This window comes from Brevibacillus schisleri (assembly GCF_055685845.1).
This window is the reverse complement of sequence record NZ_JBVNDM010000001.1, coordinates 3,183,097-3,201,946: the sequence shown is the minus strand read 5'-3', so window position 1 is coordinate 3,201,946 and position 18,850 is coordinate 3,183,097. Positions and strand designations below refer to the sequence as shown.

Annotated in this window: 16 protein-coding genes and 2 pseudogenes; 5 read left to right on the top strand and 13 right to left on the bottom strand. The window is 42.4% G+C overall.

All coding sequences use genetic code 11. The features are described from left to right. Positions 1 to 104: 104 nt before the first annotated feature. The gene (locus ACUUHJ_RS15720; RefSeq protein ID WP_472299292.1) at positions 105 to 2,051 is read right to left on the bottom strand and encodes a hypothetical protein; all 1,947 of its coding nucleotides are present in this window, start codon (positions 2,049 to 2,051) and stop codon (positions 105 to 107) included. A gap of 540 nt (positions 2,052 to 2,591) precedes the next feature. On the opposite strand from ACUUHJ_RS15720, the gene ACUUHJ_RS15715 reads away from it, so the two are divergent. Next, positions 2,592 to 3,404, top strand: a complete 813-nt coding sequence (locus ACUUHJ_RS15715) for a hypothetical protein (protein WP_472299291.1) — start codon at positions 2,592 to 2,594, stop codon at positions 3,402 to 3,404. Positions 3,405 to 3,532: 128 nt separating this feature from the next. Here ACUUHJ_RS15715 and ACUUHJ_RS15710 read toward each other — a convergent pair whose 3' ends face one another. From ACUUHJ_RS15710 to ACUUHJ_RS15690, 5 genes and pseudogenes are all read right to left on the bottom strand, one after another. Continuing rightward, complete coding sequence (locus tag ACUUHJ_RS15710; RefSeq protein WP_472299290.1) at positions 3,533 to 4,468, bottom strand: DUF4261 domain-containing protein; 936 nt, start codon at positions 4,466 to 4,468, stop codon at positions 3,533 to 3,535. 46 nt (positions 4,469 to 4,514) lie between these two features. After that, the gene (locus tag ACUUHJ_RS15705; protein ID WP_472299289.1) at positions 4,515 to 5,156 is read right to left on the bottom strand and encodes a hypothetical protein; all 642 of its coding nucleotides are present in this window, start codon (positions 5,154 to 5,156) and stop codon (positions 4,515 to 4,517) included. Positions 5,157 to 5,774: 618 nt separating this feature from the next. Continuing rightward, the gene (locus tag ACUUHJ_RS15700; RefSeq protein WP_289672952.1) at positions 5,775 to 6,299 is read right to left on the bottom strand and encodes an EVE domain-containing protein; all 525 of its coding nucleotides are present in this window, start codon (positions 6,297 to 6,299) and stop codon (positions 5,775 to 5,777) included. Between the two features lie 364 nt (positions 6,300 to 6,663). Beyond that, on the bottom strand, positions 6,664 to 7,506 hold the full coding sequence (locus ACUUHJ_RS15695; protein ID WP_472299288.1) for an aldo/keto reductase: 843 nt from the start codon (positions 7,504 to 7,506) through the stop codon (positions 6,664 to 6,666). A 66-nt stretch (positions 7,507 to 7,572) separates the two neighbouring features. Next, positions 7,573 to 7,943: pseudogene (locus ACUUHJ_RS15690) on the bottom strand (tautomerase family protein). A 209-nt stretch (positions 7,944 to 8,152) separates the two neighbouring features. Between ACUUHJ_RS15690 and istA (ACUUHJ_RS15685) the strand changes: the two are divergent. Both istA (ACUUHJ_RS15685) and ACUUHJ_RS15680 read left to right on the top strand, forming a co-directional pair. After that, positions 8,153 to 9,661, top strand: a complete 1,509-nt coding sequence (istA, locus tag ACUUHJ_RS15685) for an IS21 family transposase (RefSeq protein ID WP_472298428.1) — start codon at positions 8,153 to 8,155, stop codon at positions 9,659 to 9,661. Further along, on the top strand, positions 9,658 to 10,335 hold the full coding sequence (locus ACUUHJ_RS15680) for an ATP-binding protein (RefSeq protein WP_472299287.1): 678 nt from the start codon (positions 9,658 to 9,660) through the stop codon (positions 10,333 to 10,335). The genes istA (ACUUHJ_RS15685) and ACUUHJ_RS15680 overlap by 4 nt, the downstream gene beginning before the upstream one ends. 131 nt (positions 10,336 to 10,466) lie before the next feature. On the opposite strand, the gene ACUUHJ_RS15675 is transcribed toward ACUUHJ_RS15680, so the two are convergent. The 6 genes and pseudogenes from ACUUHJ_RS15675 to ACUUHJ_RS15650 all read right to left on the bottom strand — a co-directional run bounded on the left by ACUUHJ_RS15675 (position 10,467) and on the right by ACUUHJ_RS15650 (position 15,825). Continuing rightward, entirely contained in the window at positions 10,467 to 10,943 is a 477-nt protein-coding gene (locus ACUUHJ_RS15675; RefSeq protein ID WP_472299286.1) for a heme-degrading domain-containing protein, read from the bottom strand. A gap of 83 nt (positions 10,944 to 11,026) precedes the next feature. Continuing rightward, positions 11,027 to 11,179: pseudogene (locus tag ACUUHJ_RS15670) on the bottom strand (MFS transporter); the annotation flags it as partial. A 104-nt stretch (positions 11,180 to 11,283) separates the two neighbouring features. Beyond that, positions 11,284 to 12,003 carry an IS21-like element helper ATPase IstB gene (gene istB / locus ACUUHJ_RS15665; RefSeq protein WP_092272886.1) on the bottom strand — a complete coding sequence of 240 codons (720 nt, stop codon included), beginning with the start codon at positions 12,001 to 12,003 and terminating at the stop codon, positions 11,284 to 11,286. Then, entirely contained in the window at positions 12,000 to 13,502 is a 1,503-nt protein-coding gene (istA, locus tag ACUUHJ_RS15660) for an IS21 family transposase (RefSeq protein ID WP_472298126.1), read from the bottom strand. Before istA (ACUUHJ_RS15660) ends, istB begins: the two co-directional genes overlap by 4 nt. Before the next feature lie 865 nt (positions 13,503 to 14,367). After that, complete coding sequence (locus ACUUHJ_RS15655) at positions 14,368 to 14,832, bottom strand: DinB family protein (RefSeq protein ID WP_064199326.1); 465 nt, start codon at positions 14,830 to 14,832, stop codon at positions 14,368 to 14,370. Positions 14,833 to 14,928: 96 nt separating this feature from the next. Beyond that, complete coding sequence (locus ACUUHJ_RS15650) at positions 14,929 to 15,825, bottom strand: LysR family transcriptional regulator (protein WP_472299285.1); 897 nt, start codon at positions 15,823 to 15,825, stop codon at positions 14,929 to 14,931. Positions 15,826 to 15,934: 109 nt separating this feature from the next. Between ACUUHJ_RS15650 and ACUUHJ_RS15645 the strand changes: the two genes are divergently transcribed. Both ACUUHJ_RS15645 and ACUUHJ_RS15640 read left to right on the top strand, forming a co-directional pair. Continuing rightward, the gene (locus tag ACUUHJ_RS15645) at positions 15,935 to 16,318 is read left to right on the top strand and encodes a tautomerase family protein (protein WP_472299284.1); all 384 of its coding nucleotides are present in this window, start codon (positions 15,935 to 15,937) and stop codon (positions 16,316 to 16,318) included. Positions 16,319 to 16,361: 43 nt separating this feature from the next. Further along, complete coding sequence (locus ACUUHJ_RS15640; protein WP_064199704.1) at positions 16,362 to 16,694, top strand: carboxymuconolactone decarboxylase family protein; 333 nt, start codon at positions 16,362 to 16,364, stop codon at positions 16,692 to 16,694. 245 nt (positions 16,695 to 16,939) lie between these two features. Here the strand turns inward: ACUUHJ_RS15640 and ACUUHJ_RS15635 are convergent, their stop codons facing one another. Next, positions 16,940 to 18,637: an L-lactate permease gene (locus ACUUHJ_RS15635; RefSeq protein ID WP_472299283.1), complete on the bottom strand. Its 1,698-nt coding sequence runs from the start codon at positions 18,635 to 18,637 to the stop codon at positions 16,940 to 16,942. Between the last annotated feature and the right edge of the window lie 213 nt (positions 18,638 to 18,850).

Sequence of the window (18,850 nt, the reverse complement as noted above, 5' to 3'; positions counted from 1 at the left end):
CTCAAAAGTATTACCCCCGTAATTTTTTTAACAACGAGCAAAAGGCTATCTAAAAAACCGAACAATTATCATATGTATAGTCATAAAGTATGGAATTCGTTATCTCAAACATTTTTCTTTCGTAATAGTTCTGCATACTTTTCTATAGATTCCAGTTCCATGAGCCGAATCAAATTCATAGCCTTGCTTTCCCATTTCTCGATTTGATCCTCTTCATATAGCATTTCTATGAATGGTTCGTACAAACACGGGCTTTTGGTTGCGACAGGATGTTTTCGGTCCACTAGATGCGCCCACTCTAGATATCGCTGGCAAATCGAGTAAGCGATGCTGCCGTCATCAGTCTGTAACAACGGGTAATCATAGCATAGTTTTGACAGGACTTGATCTGTATGAACAGAAGCGAAAGGCGATTCAGAAAGAGCATTCCCTAGACGTCTTTCTGAACGTGTAAGCGCTGCTTTCAACGCTTCGTCATTTCTCTTTGATTTACCAAAGTCCCGCTCCACCGTATACCCGATTTTCTTATCCCATTTCACGCGTTTGATTTGATCAATGGCAAACTCTACATTCCGATTTCTCCAGGCTTCAGCTGTTCTTTGAAACACATCGAATGGTTCTTTACCAGCCCTCGCCTGCCAACTTGAGGGATAAAAGGCGTTACCACCAACCTCAATAAGCCCATGATCTACCCGTATACTTCCTTCGAGTGCATATAGTAAAAGCATAGGTTCATAGATTCGATAGATGCGAGCAGCGATCTCATTTCCTTCTTTGGCACAAGTCATATAGTATAACGTTAGCTCACTAACGGATTGTGCATGGTTCCCCCTCATTCTTGCCACAACTGTATTTTTCTTTGCGATATCATGCTCGGCTGGTACACCTGCTGCACGATAGGGATGAAAGTACAATGGATGAACATTCATTGGATGAGTTTCGATGAATACGTGGATCCGTCGCAAATATTCATGGAAAAGTAAATAATCCACGTTATTCTCAGCTGAAGTACTTCTATGGTTATGGTGGTTTGCCAGATTGGCTATATAAGTGATCAGCTTTAAAATCCGTTCATCTCCGTTGCACAAAGCAAATTCCAGCAGACTATGATCAAAATCTTCGATAGGCAGTTCAAGCGCTGGAAATTTCAATAAAAAGTCTTCGATTGGTCGCTCTCTCTGGTAGGTTTTCTGTCCCGTTACATACAAATAGATGTCTTTCGCTTCCTTTACCTGGGGAACGGTGATCCTGGAATAATCACAGGTTTTGTATAAACGAGATTGAAAATGAAACATTTCCATCGTATTCTTGACTTCAGCACGTTCACGATCATATTGGTAAGAGCAATCAAACGGAAACCCACGCAGAATGAAATAACTGCTAAGGTCGAGCTGCGTAAGATCATCGAACTCCATCGCATAAGCCACCGCATATATTCCCAGTCCATTTCGAACATGAACATATAACCGGCCATCTTGGCTCTTCCACCACTTTTGATATCCCTGGCTCGCCTGCTCAATAAGAATTGGTTTCTGTTCTATATGTGAGAGCCAATGTGCAACGTCTGATTGTTCTATCCATTTTACTACCCATTGTTTTTTCTCTCGAAGTAGGCTGTATTTGACACCTTCACTCTCTAGCAGTTCCTCCATATTTTCAGCAAATACTTGAAACGTAGTATAGAGTAACGTATACAACTTGCCGTTCTCATCTATATATCCACCCTTACTCAACCGATCATCCATCACATGAAAGCACTCTACAACCGTTTGACCTTCATAATTTAAAACCTCGGGTATTCTCCGTTCCTCTCCATCTCGATGCGCAAAGCTCCCCCATAAATCGATGCAAAAACGATTGTCGATCTCTCCCCCAAATGAATAGCTCAAACCTCCATACTTTTCCTGCACATCCAACAAAGCATCAAAAGCTGGAATGCCCTTCTGTTGTAGGATTTTTTTTACTTGCTCTCTGTCCGTAATGGTTTCCCTTCTTGTACATTGCTGAACAAAAGCCTTCGCTGTTTCTGACAATTTGTCACCGTCAGGCATATTCGTAGCCTCCTTTCGAGATTTTAGATTTAATTTTTACACCAATGGTAACATTTGTCACAGTTGAAACGTCATTCGTTAAGGCCCAACTCATCAACCTACTAGAAAGGGATTCCTATCATGAAATTTTCTACGCTATTAAAAACCATGCTCGTTCTGTTACTCATCTTCTTCTCTACTTCGCCAATCAAGGCCGAAGAGCAGCAAGACCCATCAAGAGAACCGCAATTACCAGTGGTGTATCAAAACCTGCAAATACCGTCTCATTTGACAGAGCCATTCTTTCTTTTCACGAAGCAACCACTTTACAAGTATGATTCACCTCCAAAGAGTTACACCATGTCATTGGTTTCACCGTCTGGAAAAGTAATAATAAGCACTTCGCTCGCTTATAAAAGTGAAGTGTACCCGCTCCAAAATGGATACGGATATTATTTTAATTCCCCCTTTTTAAACATATGGACTATTTCCTTTACGATAAACAGGGCAATGTTAAGAAAATGACTACTTGTTGCGATATTGGCTCTTTCAAGCAGATACATGGGGAATGGTTTACGGGCGGACTATCCAGGAAACCTGCCGTATCTGTACAATGCCAAAACAGGGAAAATTACCAAGAAGTTTCCGGACGCGGATCATCCAATCTACTTAGCCGAACCGACTACGAAAACGTTTGATCCGTATTACTTGCCCTATGGTGGACTGGTAAAAGACGCAAAAGGGGACGAATACTACAAGTTGGGCATGAGAAATATTCATGGAAAAATACTGAGTAAGCCATTTTTTGATGAATATTTCGGATATGGTGAAGGCTGGCATCGTGTGAAAATAAACGGCCAAACGCATTTTATCAGTAATGAAGGCAAAATTATGCGGAAGCCTTCCCGTAACTATAAAGTCGAATCGAATATGCACAGTGGAGCATTCATTGTCTCAGGCAAGCTGGGGAACGAAGAATTTTATGTGCTGATGAATAAAAAAGGACTCATTGTTTCTAAAAAGTATGCGTTTATCCACCCAACATCCGATGGACACTTTCTCGCTGTGACGAAAACCAACAAGCAATATACCTTTACCAAAATAAATGCAACGGATAAAGTCGTCTCACCCCAACAATATGTGCTAAATAAGCCAGAACAAATGAAAGAGCTCAAGCAGACGGGACAGTTGTTCCATACCGATACCCAAATCACTGCGAACACAGCTAACAACCAAAGCTTCAACTTTCCACATCAATTGCTGATCACTCCTACCATTGAGACAGTCGCCATCGAGTACACCATCTCAGGGACTAAAAAGATCGGCGTGTATACGCATGACGGCAAGCTGATCTACGAGGAGATTATCAAATAAGTAGGTACCAGTGAGCCTGACTTCTCTTACATTCTCATACTAATAAATAAAAGCACGACAATGCCCTGAAACAAGGGGATGGTCGTGCTTTTTCCTATTAAGTTCCTTGTACTCCCAAGTGATAATGATTATTCCAATCCCGCAGGTTTTTCCCTTCCATCCAACGGATACCAGCGAAGCACATCACGCGGAGGACTTGCCAACCCTTCCTCCAACAAGACACACTTCCAAATTTCTTCACCTGGCCCATCAGTTGTATCGCCGTCATTGATAACAGGACCATTCTCGTATACATAGTTCGATATATTACGCAGGAAACTCGCAACCTCATTCGGATCGTAGGCATCCCCATTAAATACCGCCTCATGATCGATCACATCCAACTGCTGCATGCCGACGGTATCCATCAAGAGCCATCCCTCTGGAAGATTGAACAACCGAACATTGGACCATAGCTCCAGTGGAAGAAGCTGGATTTGCTCATAACGTTGATTCAGCTCTTGCATCAGCTCGGCAGACGCGAGGCACTCTCCATTCGGATTAAAAAAGCAAAGAGCTTCTGGCATTTTCAACAGCGACTCTGCAATGGCGGCGACAGTCATCAACTCCGGGAGCGACTCATAATCCTTAGGCAGTACTGGAGCCTGATCGTCCGACTCCCCCAAGACGAAAGAAGAACGAATACGGATAAACGCTCCGTGCTCGGATGCGGCTTGCTGTCCTTCGGGAAATCCCCACGACTGCTGAGCTGCCCGCTCCAGGCTATTCGAGAATGTAAACGGTCCGAAAAAGCCCATCGACCAAGCGCCAAACAGCATCGTATCTTCTGCCGGATCTCCCATACTATCCGGCCAAGACTTATCGACGATATCGACCTGGATATATCCGTTTACTTCTGGACGGTACGGAATAAGCAGGCTAGGGCCGCTGAACACCCATTGGTCGAACGTTTCTATGATATTCGCAATTTCGAATTGATCCTTGAGTCTGTCTGCTATTTTGTGAATCGGAACCGCTGTTGACAACAGAACGGCAACCCCTTGAGAATACATACCTTTTGGCATATCGTCATCTTCTTCCTAATTGTATTTGTATGAGTCAAGACGTACTTTACGCAACTGTAAAACCGATTGCTTGAAACTCCTTCATCGCCATTTCCAGATCAACTTCTGGATTCAGCTCCATCATCATTTCTTTGGTGATGGAAGTATTCGTAAATACATAACCAATTACATCAAGTGGGACCTGCACCTCGTAGTAGTCCTCTGCCCACTCCAGATAGTCTTCTGGGTTATCATATATCATCCCAAGCAAAAAATCTGATCCGTCATCCAGCCCTTGGGGATTATGTACCTCTCCCGTTTTCCATACGTGATCAGCAGATTCTCGCCATAAGCAGAAAGTAACTTCCTCCTTGGTCAACGCTTCGTCATTGAGACGGTGAAGCAAAGCGGGAGGGACTTTCTCATAGATACCAGGCCAAACCTCGTATTCTTCCCTAGCATGTGGACTCATTTTCGATTCATGATCGAATCCTTTTACAATAATGCCCTCGGGGGTGAACAGGATATAAAGATCGTCGCCTGAACCGTTGCTAACGCTCGCGAATGTGGTGTTTTCATCCCATTGCGGATCGAAGTGATATCGGCGCAGCCATTCCTCTTCACACAATACAATATCCAGTGCGCTCAGGATAAGCAGACGCTGTTTTAATACTTCTGGCTCCAAGAATGGCTTAGGCCAAATGTTCATGTTAGATTCTCCTTTAATTCCCTATATAATGTCAATAACCAGACTAAATACTCGCCCCTGTCTAAGAGCTTCTCACCGATTGGCTCAGGCGGCATTTTCTCTGTACATCGGGGACAATCATAGCTGTTCTTATATGTATCGGATTCTGACTCCATATGTAAATAGGTGGCATTTAGCATGTAATTGCATTTCTCGCAAATAACTGTATGAGTTTACACAAATCTTAACAGACTCGAGGACCTTGTTAGAATTTATCCAACAAGGTACTATACTCTATTCAACTAAGTCTACAGGAATCGGTTCTTTAATTCTGACCATGTGGAATTAAAAATTCAGCCTTGTTCGTAAACCCAATGTAATGCTCAAAATTTTCTTCGTCAAAAGTTGCATAATATACTCGTTGGAATATTAGAAAACCAATTTATCGACAAATTTCGCGTTTTTACTATCATTAAACTGATATCTCAAATAATTCAACGCAAAAGGGATCCCCTTCAGGATAAAAGGCAAAGTGACCATCTGCCTTTTGTCCTGAAGGGGACTTTTTTTGTTGTGATGGGATAACCATGCATATTACTACCGTTATAGCCCATGTCCGCCTTTTCTTTTGTAGGACGATCAGTCATTTGCTTCACCTCTATTTTGTCTAGTAGGTTTAGAATCCTGCCGCTTATACGGATTGTCGACGTCATGCTGGATACCTTCCACATCGCCAAGCATTGCGCCAGTAATTGTCAGAAAATCTTCGAACCCGACTTCAAAGTGACCATAGCGGAATTGATACCCCCAATTTCGATTCCCGCGCGTGAAGGTAAGCTGATCCAATAGAGTGGCAATCTTCACTTCGCGACACGGAATATAGCGGATATTCCGACGATACGGCACAAAGGATTCGGACATCGGATATTCGTAGATTTTGTCATCTGCCACTTGTCCAATGGCGGTAAATGCTTGAAGCACTTCCCCCTTAGACAAGTCTGTTCGTGGAGAGTAGTATATCAACCAATCACCGGGAGACATCCGACGCAATGGTGCCGACTTGCCATGGCAGAGCTGGGCGAATCCACCCAGCACCCCCCTTTTCACATGTGAAGCAGATACAACTCCAATCCAGTAGCGACTTTTCTGGATTGTTACATTCATCGGCATCGTTCCTATCCCTTCCTTCTTTAAAATTTATACGTTTGTATGTAGTACACCGAATCACGGATGAGTATAGTATTTTGCCATATAATCATCTTAACGTAACTATATAAAAACGTTACTGACAACAGTATGTCAGTAACGTTAGAAATATCTTTCAGGTCTACCTTCGACTTGATTTTCCGTTGGTTAAAGAAACGACTGGAATGCGCATGCGATGTTTTGCCAATCTCATGCTCCTTGGCTTGTTATCTCTACCATGTGAATAAACAGCCAGTCTTTGCCGAGCCGGTTATCTCCACGTTAAGGGTGCAACCGATTATTTTGTCGAATTAGCTTGTCCATGGGTTATTGTTTCCACCTATTAAAAATCAAATTTGTCCGGGTCTGGTCCGACTCGATGATTCTGATTCAAGCCATCGATCCGATCCATCTCTTCTTTTGTCAACTCAAAATCAAACACCGATGCATTTTCAACGATTCGATGTTCTTTTGTAGATTTTGGAATCGTTACGACACCATTTTGCAAGTCCCAACGCAGGATAACTTGTGCAATGGATTTGTGATGCTTATTAGCAATCTCTTTTAATACTGGATTATCCAACAGTTGTCCTTGCATTAACGGAGACCATGCTTCAAATTGAATGCCTTGCTCCCTGCAAAAATCTTGAAGCTCCTTTTGGGTCAAACGTGGATGGTGTTCCACTTGATTCACCATTGGTTTAATCTCCGCATCTTTCATCAACTCTTTGAGATGATGAATATGGAAATTACTTACCCCGATTGCTTTTACTCGTCCCTCTTTATAAAGTGTTTCCAATGCTCTCCAAGCTTCTTTAAATTTCCCTTCCACAGGCCAGTGAATCAGGTATAACTCCAGATACTCCAAATTCAATTTTTTTAAGCTGGCTTCATAAGCTGCCAAAGTTGACTCATATCCTAAATCTGCATTCCATACTTTTGAAGTAACAAAAAGTTCCTCTCTGGAAATACCGGCCTCTTTCAGCCCTTCACGGATCCCGCGGCCGACTCCCTCTTCATTTCCATAAATAGCAGCTGTATCAATACTGCGATATCCATGCTTGATGGCTGTTTTTACCGCATTCTCAAGTTCTGGACCTTCCTCCACTTTAAATACTCCCAAACCAAACCAAGGCATTTTAACACCATTGTAAAGAATCGTAGTATCTTGCAAATTTTTCGCCATTGAACATTATCTCCCTTATTATTGTTATTTTATTGAGCCAATTTCCATTGCTAATATGAAAACTGTTTACAATTGTCGACTTTTTGAAAGAAAATCTTTATCTGCTCCTGTCACACCACTTTGCCCCCAATTACCTGGTCAAACGTATTCCAAATATCAACTGTAACGACAGCCATACCATTTATTTCAGTGTCATCTGTGTGATAAGACTCTTCTGTAACCCAATTGATACGCCGGCTCTTAAGAGCAAAGTCATGATCCGTTGCGGAAGCGCCTGCCTTCCCCCAGTTTTCTTTTTCAAGTTCATGTATCAACACTTGAATTTTATCCGGCACGATCTTTAATTCGTTTGTTGTTAACTCTGTTGTCTGTGCAATGAATTCTTTTTTCATATCTTTCGACATAGCTGGCCATGTATTTAGTACAATGAATGGCATTTCATACACATCCTTGATTATTTGATAAAAAGGAGCAGCTTACTTAAATATATCCGAACGAATGTTTTTATAAGCTTGAACCACCTGTGAATGCTAATCTAATTATTGACCACTTTGCAGTATAACGCTCAAAAAAAAATTGACCACCTGAGCACCTCTTTCCTATATCTTGAAGTTGCTGAGACTAACAAGATATAGGAGGAAAGGAAATGCTTCAGATGGCTAATTATGAGTTTATCAGGAAACAGCACTTCGTGCTAGGCAAACCGATTCGTCAAATTTCCAGAGAGACAGGATATTCTCGGCAAGTCATACGTAAAGCCTTAACAACAACAGAAATTCCTGTATACAAGCTTTCTAAACCGAAGCCGAAACCAGTCATTGAATCCGTTAAACCAATCATCTTGGAATGGCTGCGTCAAGATGAACATGCTCCTCCAAAGCAGCGACATACTGCCAAACGCATCTATCAAAGACTCGTAGAAGAATATGGCTTCATAGGCGGCGAATCAACCGTTCGTGGCTATGTTAGACAATTACGAGTTTCTCCGCCAAAAGCGTACGTTCCTCTTGAATTCCCACCAGGGAAGTTTGCTCAATTCGACTGGGGAGAGGTGGATATCCTACTGTTTGGAAAGCAAGTTACCGTCCAGGTATTCTGTTTGCGCTGCACGTATAGCCGGAAAATATTTATCCAAACATTCTTTCATCAAAAGCAGGAAGCACTTTTACAAGGTCATGTAAATGCTTTCGAGTTTCTTGGAGCCGTACCTCAAACCATTGTCTACGACAATTTAAAGACAGCTGTGAAAAAAATTCTGGAGGGGAAAAATCGAGAAGAACAGGAACGGTTTACCCAATTACGAGCACACTATTTGTTCGAAAGTTACTTTTGCGAGCCCGCAAAAGGGAATCAAAAAGGACAGGTCGAGAACCTTGTGAAAATGGTCAAACAGCAGTTTTTTACGCCAATGCCCTCCGTATCCTCTTTAGATGAACTAAATCGTTGGCTATTGGAAAAATGCGTGTCTTATGAAAAGACTAAGGTTCCGCGATCAACCATTACAGTGGCGGATGCTTTTATTGAAGATAAGGAGCGTATGTTGCCACTTCCGCCTCAGCCTTTAGATTGCTGTCGAATGGTAACCGTCAAGAGCAATTCGCTCTCCTTGATTACCTTTGAGCAAAACGCGTACTCTGTACCTGTTTCATATGCATCAAAGGAGTTAGTATGCCGAGTTTACGCTGATGATCTTGCGATCTATCATAATGGAGAGCTAATCGCTACCCATAAACGCTGTTTTGAAAAAGGAAAAGAGATTTTCGATTATGACCATTACCTCGATCTCATGTTGATCCGTCCTGGATCTGTTCTTTACGCTCGGCCCTTGCAGAAGGCCAAATTCCCTGATGTTTATCACCAGTTTCTAGATCGGTGCAAACATCGGTCTGGAGGAATGAAAGACTTTATTCGTATTCTCTTATTGCATCGGGAGTTCGAGCCCACCTTAGTGGAGAATACATTGCGCGAATCAGCCCAAAAAGGGATTTTCCAGTACGATGCCGTAAGGCAACTTCTTCTCCAACGAACAATACCAGAGCATCGGGTTCCGTCTCTTGCTTTTGAGACTGACAGCCATGTCCCTGTTATCCGAGTAAAGTCCCCTAATCTTACTCAGTACAATGACTTGTTGCGAAAAAGGAGTGTGGTTCATTGAGTACATCATTTTTACTTGAAGCCTATGCAAAACGTCTACGGTTGCCCGCAATCAAGAAATCCTATAAGGAAATGGCTCATGATGCCATGGAGCGTCAAATCCCTTATGAAGATTTTCTCTTGGCTCTTTTGGAGCAAGAGGTTTTGCAACGAGATGCGAATCAAATTGCATCCCGCACCAAACAAGCAAAGTTCCCTACAATTAAAACCATAGACCAATATGATTTTTCAGTCATGCCAGCTCTAAATAAACCGAAGGTTCTCCAGCTTTCTCGTTGCGAGTACATCGAGAAGGCTGAGAATGTAATCTTTATCGGAAATTCAGGCACCGGGAAAACACATTTATCGATTTCCCTTGGGATGGAGGCGCAATCAGAGAGGCGCTTGCTTCAATTGGAGAAACAATGGTTAAAAGTCGATCTAGCCATTCTTGATGAGGTAGGCTTTGTTCCTTTAAGTAAAACAGGTGCTGAGCTACTATTTCAATTTTGTGCTGCTCGTTATGAAAAAGGAAGCATGATCCTTACTAGCAATTTGGACTTCGCTAACTGGACTCAAGTGTTCAAAGATGAACAAATGACGGCCGCTTTAGTGGATCGACTTACACACCGAGCTCACATTTTTGCAATGAACGGTGATAGTTACCGATTTAAGCAAAGTCTGAAGCAATCGTGATCATGAAAAAGTTACCCACCCGTCGGGTGGAATAATTTTTGCCATGGTGGTCAATTTTTTGATGAGCACGGTGGTCAACATTTTGATTGACATTCACACCACCCCCTTAAATCAGAAGATTACTCTTCTAATTATCTGTTTAAATAAGAGCGGATTGCTTTTGTAACCAATTCATGATCTTCTTCGGGAGTTAGTCCTGATACCGTTATGGTCCCGATGATCCCAACGCCTTTAGCCATGATGGGAAAAGCTCCCCCATATGCCGCGTATTTAGAGGCATCCACTCGAATTGATTCGTGATAAGGAATTCCAGTTATTTCACTTTGTCTTTGCAAATAATAGGAACTGTGATCATGCAGGGCTACCACACGATTTTTGCGTTGGATCCATTCGGTATTTACCTGAGATGTGCCTGTCATCTTAAAGTGAAACAATTGCACGCCATTTTTTGTTATATCTACAGCGATCTGTTTTTCTTCTTGTTTGGCCATATCAACAATCAACAAACCTAATTGAAGAGCGTCTTCGTTAGTAAATGATGTGAATTGCAACGTTTCCTCATCATTTATTATCTTTTTCATCATTTCATCAAAGGATTCTGTACTCATATTTATCACCTCATGGATTTTATGCCGGATTTTTTTGGTCTTTTCGTTCTAATGCCATACTTCAATCAGCCAACATCACAACGTCCAGGCACGTTCATAAAATGAAGTAACCCCATCAAAATAATCGAAATTAACCCAATAGCTGTAAATGGAGCAGTGAACGTTAAGAGAAAAAACACAACTGCTTTCAAAATAAACATATAAAACAGGGCAACAACCGGATTTCGTTTTCCCCCTTACCGGCAAGTGTTATTATGATCCATAACTGTATTTGGCAAGTAAAAAGTGCAGAGTTCGGCAGCCATTTTGTGCATAGCCTTGCCAGGCTAAATTTTTATTATTAACGGTGGGAAAGAGCATGCCGAAGGCGATAACTCTCTCCTGTGAAAGCTACGATGTGAGCATGATGCACAAGACGGTCAATCAAGGCAGCGGTTAAACGGTTATCTCCGAAAACCGTATTCCATTGGCTGAATTCCAAATTCGAGGTAACAATGACACTGATTCGCTCATAACATTCTGAGATTAGATGGAAAAGTAGGTCAGCACCATCCTTGTGAAACGGAACAAATCCTAACTCATCTAAGATTAGTAAATCAGCATCCATTAATTCCTTCTGAAATCTCGGTAGATTGCCAGCATGAAACTTGGTTTGCAAAATGGAAACCAACTCTGCAACCCGATAAAACCTCACATTTTTCCCCTGTTTACACGCCTCTACACCAATTGCCGTGGCCAGATGCGTCTTTCCTGTGCCTACGGCACCCAGCAAAATAACATTTTCCTTTCGTTCTACAAACGAGCCTCTCTTCAATTCCTCAATCGTTACACTCTCAGGTAGCGAAACCGACTCGAAAGAGTACCCTTCAAAAGTCTTTATTTGCGTAAATCTTGCTTTCTGTAACAATCGTCGGATTTTTCCCTGCTCACGGGAACTTCGTTCCGCTGATAGAACCGCATGAAGAAACTGAGTTGGGTGTTCAAACGGTACTTGATCATAGATATTCATGACATGTGCTAATCTCATCTGCTTGCATAGTTGACGTAATTCTTCTCTCATTTTCGTACCTCCGTCCGTTGAAGTTGATCATATCTCGAAAGATCTGGCTGATACCCAACGAAAACAGACGGTGTTCGATTGTCTTTCATAGGTGTTGGGATTATCTCTGGATGACGTAAACGGTACAGAACATGCTCCAATCGACTCACATCATCCTGCTTTTCTTGCGTAAGGCATCTTTCGATCTCCTCAATTTGGTATGTTCTTAGCATTCGAATGATCCAGCCGATTCTTGCTTTGCGACTTTTTCCTTCCACAGATTGAAGAAAAGCTTTTGTTTGGCTGGGAAGCAAAGCAAGGACAGAACTGTAATCGAGAGCCTTCGGCCTATTATAAAGTGGCTCCAACAGCGTTTGCAGATCAATTGGGATCGGCTCGTCTATATATCCCCTTGGTAGTGAAATGAGGACTTCATAGCTGTCATTTAGTACGTCTACTTTGTTCCACCAATACTTCAGCCATACTCGTTCGTGAGAACGGATAGATGGAACCTTTAACGTTTTTTGATCAACGAGAACTTCACCGTATCCATTGGCTTTTACGGATTCTAAACGGAAAGCCTCGTAAGGTACGAGAGGAAGTTCCAAAAGCTTGATTTTCTCTCGCTCCCAAAGCTCTTGCTGTAAGACTCCCTTCGCATAATGGAGTCTTTTCAAATCCTCAAAGGCTTGCTGATTGATAACATACTGTAGTTGTTCCAAATCATTGGCTACAGGTAATGGAACACACCAATTTCTTCGTGCATAACCAACTTTATTCTCAACATGTCCTTTTTCGTTTCCCTGAGCTGGATTACAAAATACAGGCTGGAAGCGATAGTGAAGAGCAAATCGTTGAAATTCGTCTGTAAGCTTTCTCTTTCCATCGGTTCCTACAGATACAACTGCCGCTGAAAGATTGTCAAACCAGATTCGATTAGGCACTCCGCCGCTCATCTCAAATAACCGCCGTAACCCTTCCAAGAAACACTCGGTGTTCTCCTTCGGAGTAACAAAAACAAATGCCGCGTTGCTGTAAGGGTAGGAGAGGATCAACATTTTCCGCTCTACCAGTTCACCGCCAATAATTGCTTGAAATGTTCCAAAGTCCGCCTGAGCTTCTCCACCTGGATGTTTTAAACGAATATAAGGTTCCGATTTTTCGATTTGCAGTTCTAACTTCCGCTTGGCAACATAGTACCGTACGGTACGATCTGATCCTGCAAAGCCAAATTCGGAAACAAGGCGATCATAGATACGTTTTGCCGTGTGCCTCTGCTTTTTGGGGCGGGTTTGATCTTCCATAAGCCAAGTATCCACTTGCTCACGATAAGCTTCCATAATAGGGAATTTTCCTCGAAGAGGACACTCTTCTTTGTTCCAGTCCGAACAATCTGCATATTTCTTTGCTGTTCTCCAGTTAACACCAGTTTGTTCTGCTATCTGGGAGATCGATTGATCTTTTACGTCCCGCAAGTATTTGATATAGTATTGTTGAGCCATTGCCAGCATTCCTTTCATCCCTCTCCTATCTGTTCCGCAAATAGAAGAGTAGGGGGTTGTTTAGTTAGCTGGCAAGGCTTTTTTCATGTTCGGAAATGGTCTGCACTTTTCGGTTGCCAAAGTGTGTACTTTTATTTTGCCAAACACATCCATAACAAATCCAATCAAAAGTACGTACTTTTTTGTGCTATAGGTACTGAAAAGTTCCTATAGCATTTTAGTAGGAGTGATCTTATGAATAAATATAATATTTCGATTGAAGCTACATACCAGTGAATTGAAACGTATTATGCCTGCGATTACAAAAAAATGTTAACCCAGCACTAATTAAGCTGGAAAATGGCGGGATCATCAATCGAATAACATACAGTACGTTCCCCCCAAAAAGTGGATTATGAACGAAGCGAATAACAGTTCCTTTGAATCATTTTCCTTGATATGATTTTTCATTTAAGTTAAAGGCCGCAAGAATCCGATTAACCAATCGGCCTGCGCTCGAGCTTGCGCTTCATAAAATAAAGGGCGTTTTGCATATTCAGGCAACATACTTTGAAAAGATTCATTACACTATCTTTTGTAAGTGAACTCGTCCAAAGCCGTTTAATTGGCTTCTTACATCCAACCAGATTAAGTATGGGTCTGGCGATCACCTCACCAAGCAAAAAAAGAGCAACCCTTATCAAACGAAAAATCGCATGATAGAGTGCTCCTCTGAATGTTTAGTTTCGTTATTTTATACTGCAACCATGTATTGATACGCCCCGATTTTTTAGGTTTTTTCACAATAATTTATTATTTCGCAATATACCCACTAAACCTGAACAAATTTAGAAATTACCAACTCCTATTCATTTTTGCCACCACGTTCTCAAACTGGCGTGGGTTATCTCTGTCGATACGCCTCTCTCACACGCTCAATCTGGGCAAGGTGAACGCGCACATGCTGGATGCGATATTCCAGCAATTCTTTGAAAGTGAATCGCGCTCCATCGGGATACACCCCTACTCGCTCGCTCTGTTGTATTGTCAGATTGGTCAAAATTGGCAGCATACTGTTGCGTAGCAATTGGAAGAGCAGCAGATGCTGTTCGAGATCCAACTGATCATACCCCACTCCATTCACCCATGAGTCTTGGTCAAACGAATAGAGATTCGCCTCTTCCTCCGCCAGGACTTTTCTCATCCGGTGCGTCGACAAAATCTCGGAATCTGTTACATGAATAAGTATCTGGTGGATGCTCCATTTGTCCGGTGCAGGTTTGAAACGAAGCTCCTCTTCCGCCAACCCCTCGATGGCTTCCCGCAGCATTTTGTATCCACGACTGTACTCTTCCAACCATGTTTCCATCTAGTGCCTCCTTCATTTAAAGCCTTTTTCCATATTTTACATCATCTCTCCATTGAATAAATACGCTCTCGAAAGCAGCGGTTCATAATACCTAATTCAAGTTAAGCCTACTCGTCCTTGCAAATTGAGCAATTCTTCCTTTAAATATTGCAAAAACAATTTTTTAGTCGAAGATATATTTTCTATGCTGCTTTTTTGTAACAAGCCAATAGGAATATACGGATCTGACATTTCGACCTGTATGGTGACCACATCAGACGATAGTGGTAAGGAATTCGGGATTACTCCGACAGACGGGATTTCTTGTACGAATGATGGTATTGAAGAAATTTGACTGACTGAATAATAAAATGGCTTAGCAGAATAGCGGGAAAATTCTTTTTCCAAACGCATATGGTACAAGCAGTTTTTTCCCCCGACGATCAACGGGTACTCATACAGTTCTTCCAGTGAGAGAGAGGGTTTCAAGGCAAAGGCATGATCTTTAGACACGATAAAGGAAATCTTTTCGTTGTATAGAGGCTCCAGGTGTAAGGAAGGTAGATTGTACGGTTCTCCACAAACGGCGAAGTCAAGTGAGTTATCAAGTAATGCCTGAGAGAGAGAGTCCGTATTTCCAACGACAAAATTACAGGTAATATTTGGTCTACATTCACGGAATTTGTGAAGGACTATCGGCAGCACAGTTGCTGTCAAGGTTTCGATAACTCCGATATTCAGTATCCCAATCTCTTCTTTTTGCAAAGATTTGGCTTGTTCCAATACATAATTCCAATGATGAATCAGTTTATCAACTTCCTCAGCAAATATTTTTCCTGATGCCGTTAACTCTGCATCCCAGCCTCTTTTAAAAAGTTTGATGCCAAATTCCTTCTCCAGTCTCTGCACTTGATTGGTGACAGTAGACTGCGCGTAATTCAACTTTGCGGCTGCCTTGGTGAACGTGCCCTCTTGAATGATGGTACGAAATGTGGTTAGTTCTTTCAAATCCATGCCATCAACTCCATCTAAAAAAATGAAAAATATTATGTTTTAATTCAATTATACAGATGAAGATGGAAGGCGTAAAATCGAGTTATGAAAATGAAAGGGGTGATACAAGATGCCATTCGTACGAGTGGGTTACTTAGAAAATCAATATACGGAGAAGGATTTGCCCATTATAAGTCAATGTATCATGAGCGCCTTGCGAGAACATTTCAGTGTTCCAGAAAATGATTTTTTCCAAGTCTTTCACGCCCATAGACAGAGCGAATTTTATTACAGTCCTGATTACTTGAATATTGCTAGAACAGACCGGTTGCTTTATATCCAAATAACATGTGGATCAGGAAGGAGCAGAGATCAAAAAAGAGCGTTTTATAAAAATTTAGCCGTGCTCTTGTCCATTCAGTGCAACATCCGAGAAGAAGATGTATTTGTTGTTCTGGTTGAAACGGAAGTGGAGGATTGGACGTTTGGAAACGGAATTGCCCAAATGATTTGATATGCGGCTTTGTGTGGGTAAAAAAGAGAAAGTAGGAATGACGATGAGACATAAACGGATTACATCGACTGTTCGAGAAACCATTGGAGATATTGCTCCAGCCTTTGTCGGTTATACGGAAGAAATTCTGTTTGGTGATGTATGGGGAAGAGAAGAACTGTCGCTCCGGGAGCGGAGTCTCATTACGGTATCCGCTTTAATAGCTAGCGAGCATACAAGTCAACTCCCTTATCATCTCAACCTTGCCAAGGAAAATGGTCTTACTGAAGGAGAACTGATAGAAGTGATGACACATCTTGCTTTTTATGTAGGATGGCCACGTGCTGGATCGGCAATTCTTCTTGCCAAAGAGGTTTTTCATAAAAACGAAAATTGACGATCAAAAACATAACGGGAAACTGACCACCATGTTAGAGCGCTACATCGGCAGTGTTAATTAATAGGTAAGGTATAATAGATTACCGACTTCAACCAAGCTCATAAACAGTTTGCCGATTAAGTAAAAGCCGATTGCGTGGACTTTGACAACGCCCTCAGGAAAGCACTGTGCCTGAACACCGGTCATAAATGGTTTGGAACGGATAAAAAAACAGCGAGTGCTATTTCAGCACCCGCTGTTTTTTATGGAACCATCCATGACAGTAAATTGGACTGCAAATACGTGATAATACCGATTATTACAACCAAGAGTAAACTGTGTTTCACTGTAAAGCGGAATAAATCAGATTCTTTTCCGGCGAGTCCTACCGCAGCACAGGCAACGGCAATCGACTGCGGCGAAATCATTTTACCCGCTACACCACCGCTCGTATTGGCTGCAAGGGCCAAAACAGGTTCCATTCCCACTGAAGTTGCTGTGACTTTTTGCAGATTTCCAAACAGCAGGTTGGAAGAAGTATCTGAGCCAGTAATAAACACCCCTAACCAGCCAAGGAACGGAGAGAAGAATGGGAATAACATCCCCGTGCCTGCCAACGCCATTCCCAGTGTGGTACTCATTCCGGAAGCGTTTGCAACATAGGCAAAACCGACAACAGACGCAATCGTGAGCAGCGGAAATTTCAGCTCGTTCAATGTCTCGCCAAAAGTGGCAAGCCAATCTCTCCAAGAGATGCTGACGATAAATTTGGTTACGATGGCAGCAAGCAATATCGCTGTTCCGGCTGCTGCCAATACTTCCAATTTGAAGAGAGCAGCAATCGGTTTTCCATTCACATCGATAATCAGGTTATGCAGACCAGGGACCTCAGGCGTGAAGCTTAAAGCTTTGCCAATGGGATTGAGACCGTTAAATAAAAGATTAGCCCCTTCATATTTGCCGACCAGCGCTTTTTTCACAGTCGGAATCCCCCAGATAGAGATAAAGGCGGTCAATACCAGGAAGGGAGACCATGCCTTGAATATTTGTCCGGTTGTAAAGGGAGCTTTGCTGTTCTTGATCGCTTGTGAAGCGGCTGCTACTTCTGCGGTAGCTGCTTGTTCCGAGGCAAAACGGAAAATCGTTTTCGGTTTCCAAACTTTTAAGAACAAGGTTAACGCAACCAAAGAAACCAGTGCAGATAAAATGTCAGGAAGCTCCGGCCCCATAAAATTGGATGTGACGTATTGTGTCAAGGAGAAAGAAATGCCGGAAACTAGGATCGCTGGAAGCACTTCAAGAGCCTTTTTAAATCCAGACATGATCACAACCAGATAGAAGGGAACAAAAACAGATAGGATAGGCAGCTGGCGGCCGACCATTTTGGATATTTCCATGGCTGGAACGCCCGTGGGACCTTCCATGGCGATAATCGGAATTCCGATCGCGCCAAAAGCAACGGGTGCCGTATTGGCAATTAGGCAAAGACCCGCGGCATACAAAGGATGAAAACCCAAGCCGACAAGAAGCGCAGCAGAAATCGCTACAGGAGCGCCAAAACCGGCAGCCCCTTCAAGAAAGGCTCCAAAAGAAAAGGCGACAAGAAGCGCCTGCAGACGGCGGTCTTCCGTGATCGATAAGACAGAGCTGCGGATAATATCAAATTGCCCTGTCTTCACCGTGAGCTTGTACAAAAATACTGAGGAAATGATGATCCATCCGATGGGCAGAATACCATAAACGGCTCCTTGCACCGAAGACATTATCGCTATTCCCGCAGGCATGCGATACACCAATACGGCAACTAGGATCACCATCAGTAAAGTGGTCAGCCCTGCCATATAGCCTTTCATACGTTTGATCGCAAGCGCCCAGAAAAAATAAAGAATGGGAATAAGCGCAACAAGCGCAGAGATTCCGAGACTCCCCCCAACAGGAGTAAAAACTTGCGTCCATGTCATGGTTTCCACCTCTTTTTTATTCTTTTCATTTGAAAGCGGTTTCGGAAATGAAATTTTAAAATGGCTTGATATCCCCCTTACGAACTTATATTTACCCGACAGTCAAAGTGTCATCATCTGATATGGTCATCTGATGTCTTCTATTCGACAGTTCTCATTATATGTACCCCAGTTTTTTTTGACAAGTATTTTTTGAATATTCGAAACCGATGG

Excerpts from the sequence above, each read along its gene's own strand:
- ACUUHJ_RS15640 (WP_064199704.1), top strand. The coding sequence starts at position 16,362 with ATGAGACATAAACGGATTACATCGACTGTTCGAGAAACCATTGGAGAT.
- ACUUHJ_RS15695 (WP_472299288.1), bottom strand. The coding sequence starts at position 7,506 with ATGGCGAAAAATTTGCAAGATACTACGATTCTTTACAATGGTGTTAAA.
- istA (WP_472298428.1), top strand. The coding sequence starts at position 8,153 with ATGCTTCAGATGGCTAATTATGAGTTTATCAGGAAACAGCACTTCGTG.
- ACUUHJ_RS15645 (WP_472299284.1), top strand. The coding sequence starts at position 15,935 with ATGCCATTCGTACGAGTGGGTTACTTAGAAAATCAATATACGGAGAAG.
- ACUUHJ_RS15700 (WP_289672952.1), bottom strand. The coding sequence starts at position 6,299 with ATGAATGTAACAATCCAGAAAAGTCGCTACTGGATTGGAGTTGTATCT.
- ACUUHJ_RS15675 (WP_472299286.1), bottom strand. The coding sequence starts at position 10,943 with ATGAGTACAGAATCCTTTGATGAAATGATGAAAAAGATAATAAATGAT.
- ACUUHJ_RS15705 (WP_472299289.1), bottom strand. The coding sequence starts at position 5,156 with ATGAACATTTGGCCTAAGCCATTCTTGGAGCCAGAAGTATTAAAACAG.
- ACUUHJ_RS15715 (WP_472299291.1), top strand. The coding sequence starts at position 2,592 with ATGGGGAATGGTTTACGGGCGGACTATCCAGGAAACCTGCCGTATCTG.
- istB (WP_092272886.1), bottom strand. The coding sequence starts at position 12,003 with ATGAGAGAAGAATTACGTCAACTATGCAAGCAGATGAGATTAGCACAT.
- ACUUHJ_RS15720 (WP_472299292.1), bottom strand. The coding sequence starts at position 2,051 with ATGCCTGACGGTGACAAATTGTCAGAAACAGCGAAGGCTTTTGTTCAG.
- ACUUHJ_RS15635 (WP_472299283.1), bottom strand. The coding sequence starts at position 18,637 with ATGACATGGACGCAAGTTTTTACTCCTGTTGGGGGGAGTCTCGGAATC.
- istA (WP_472298126.1), bottom strand. The coding sequence starts at position 13,502 with ATGAAAGGAATGCTGGCAATGGCTCAACAATACTATATCAAATACTTG.
- ACUUHJ_RS15710 (WP_472299290.1), bottom strand. The coding sequence starts at position 4,468 with ATGCCAAAAGGTATGTATTCTCAAGGGGTTGCCGTTCTGTTGTCAACA.
- ACUUHJ_RS15650 (WP_472299285.1), bottom strand. The coding sequence starts at position 15,825 with ATGGATTTGAAAGAACTAACCACATTTCGTACCATCATTCAAGAGGGC.
- ACUUHJ_RS15655 (WP_064199326.1), bottom strand. The coding sequence starts at position 14,832 with ATGGAAACATGGTTGGAAGAGTACAGTCGTGGATACAAAATGCTGCGG.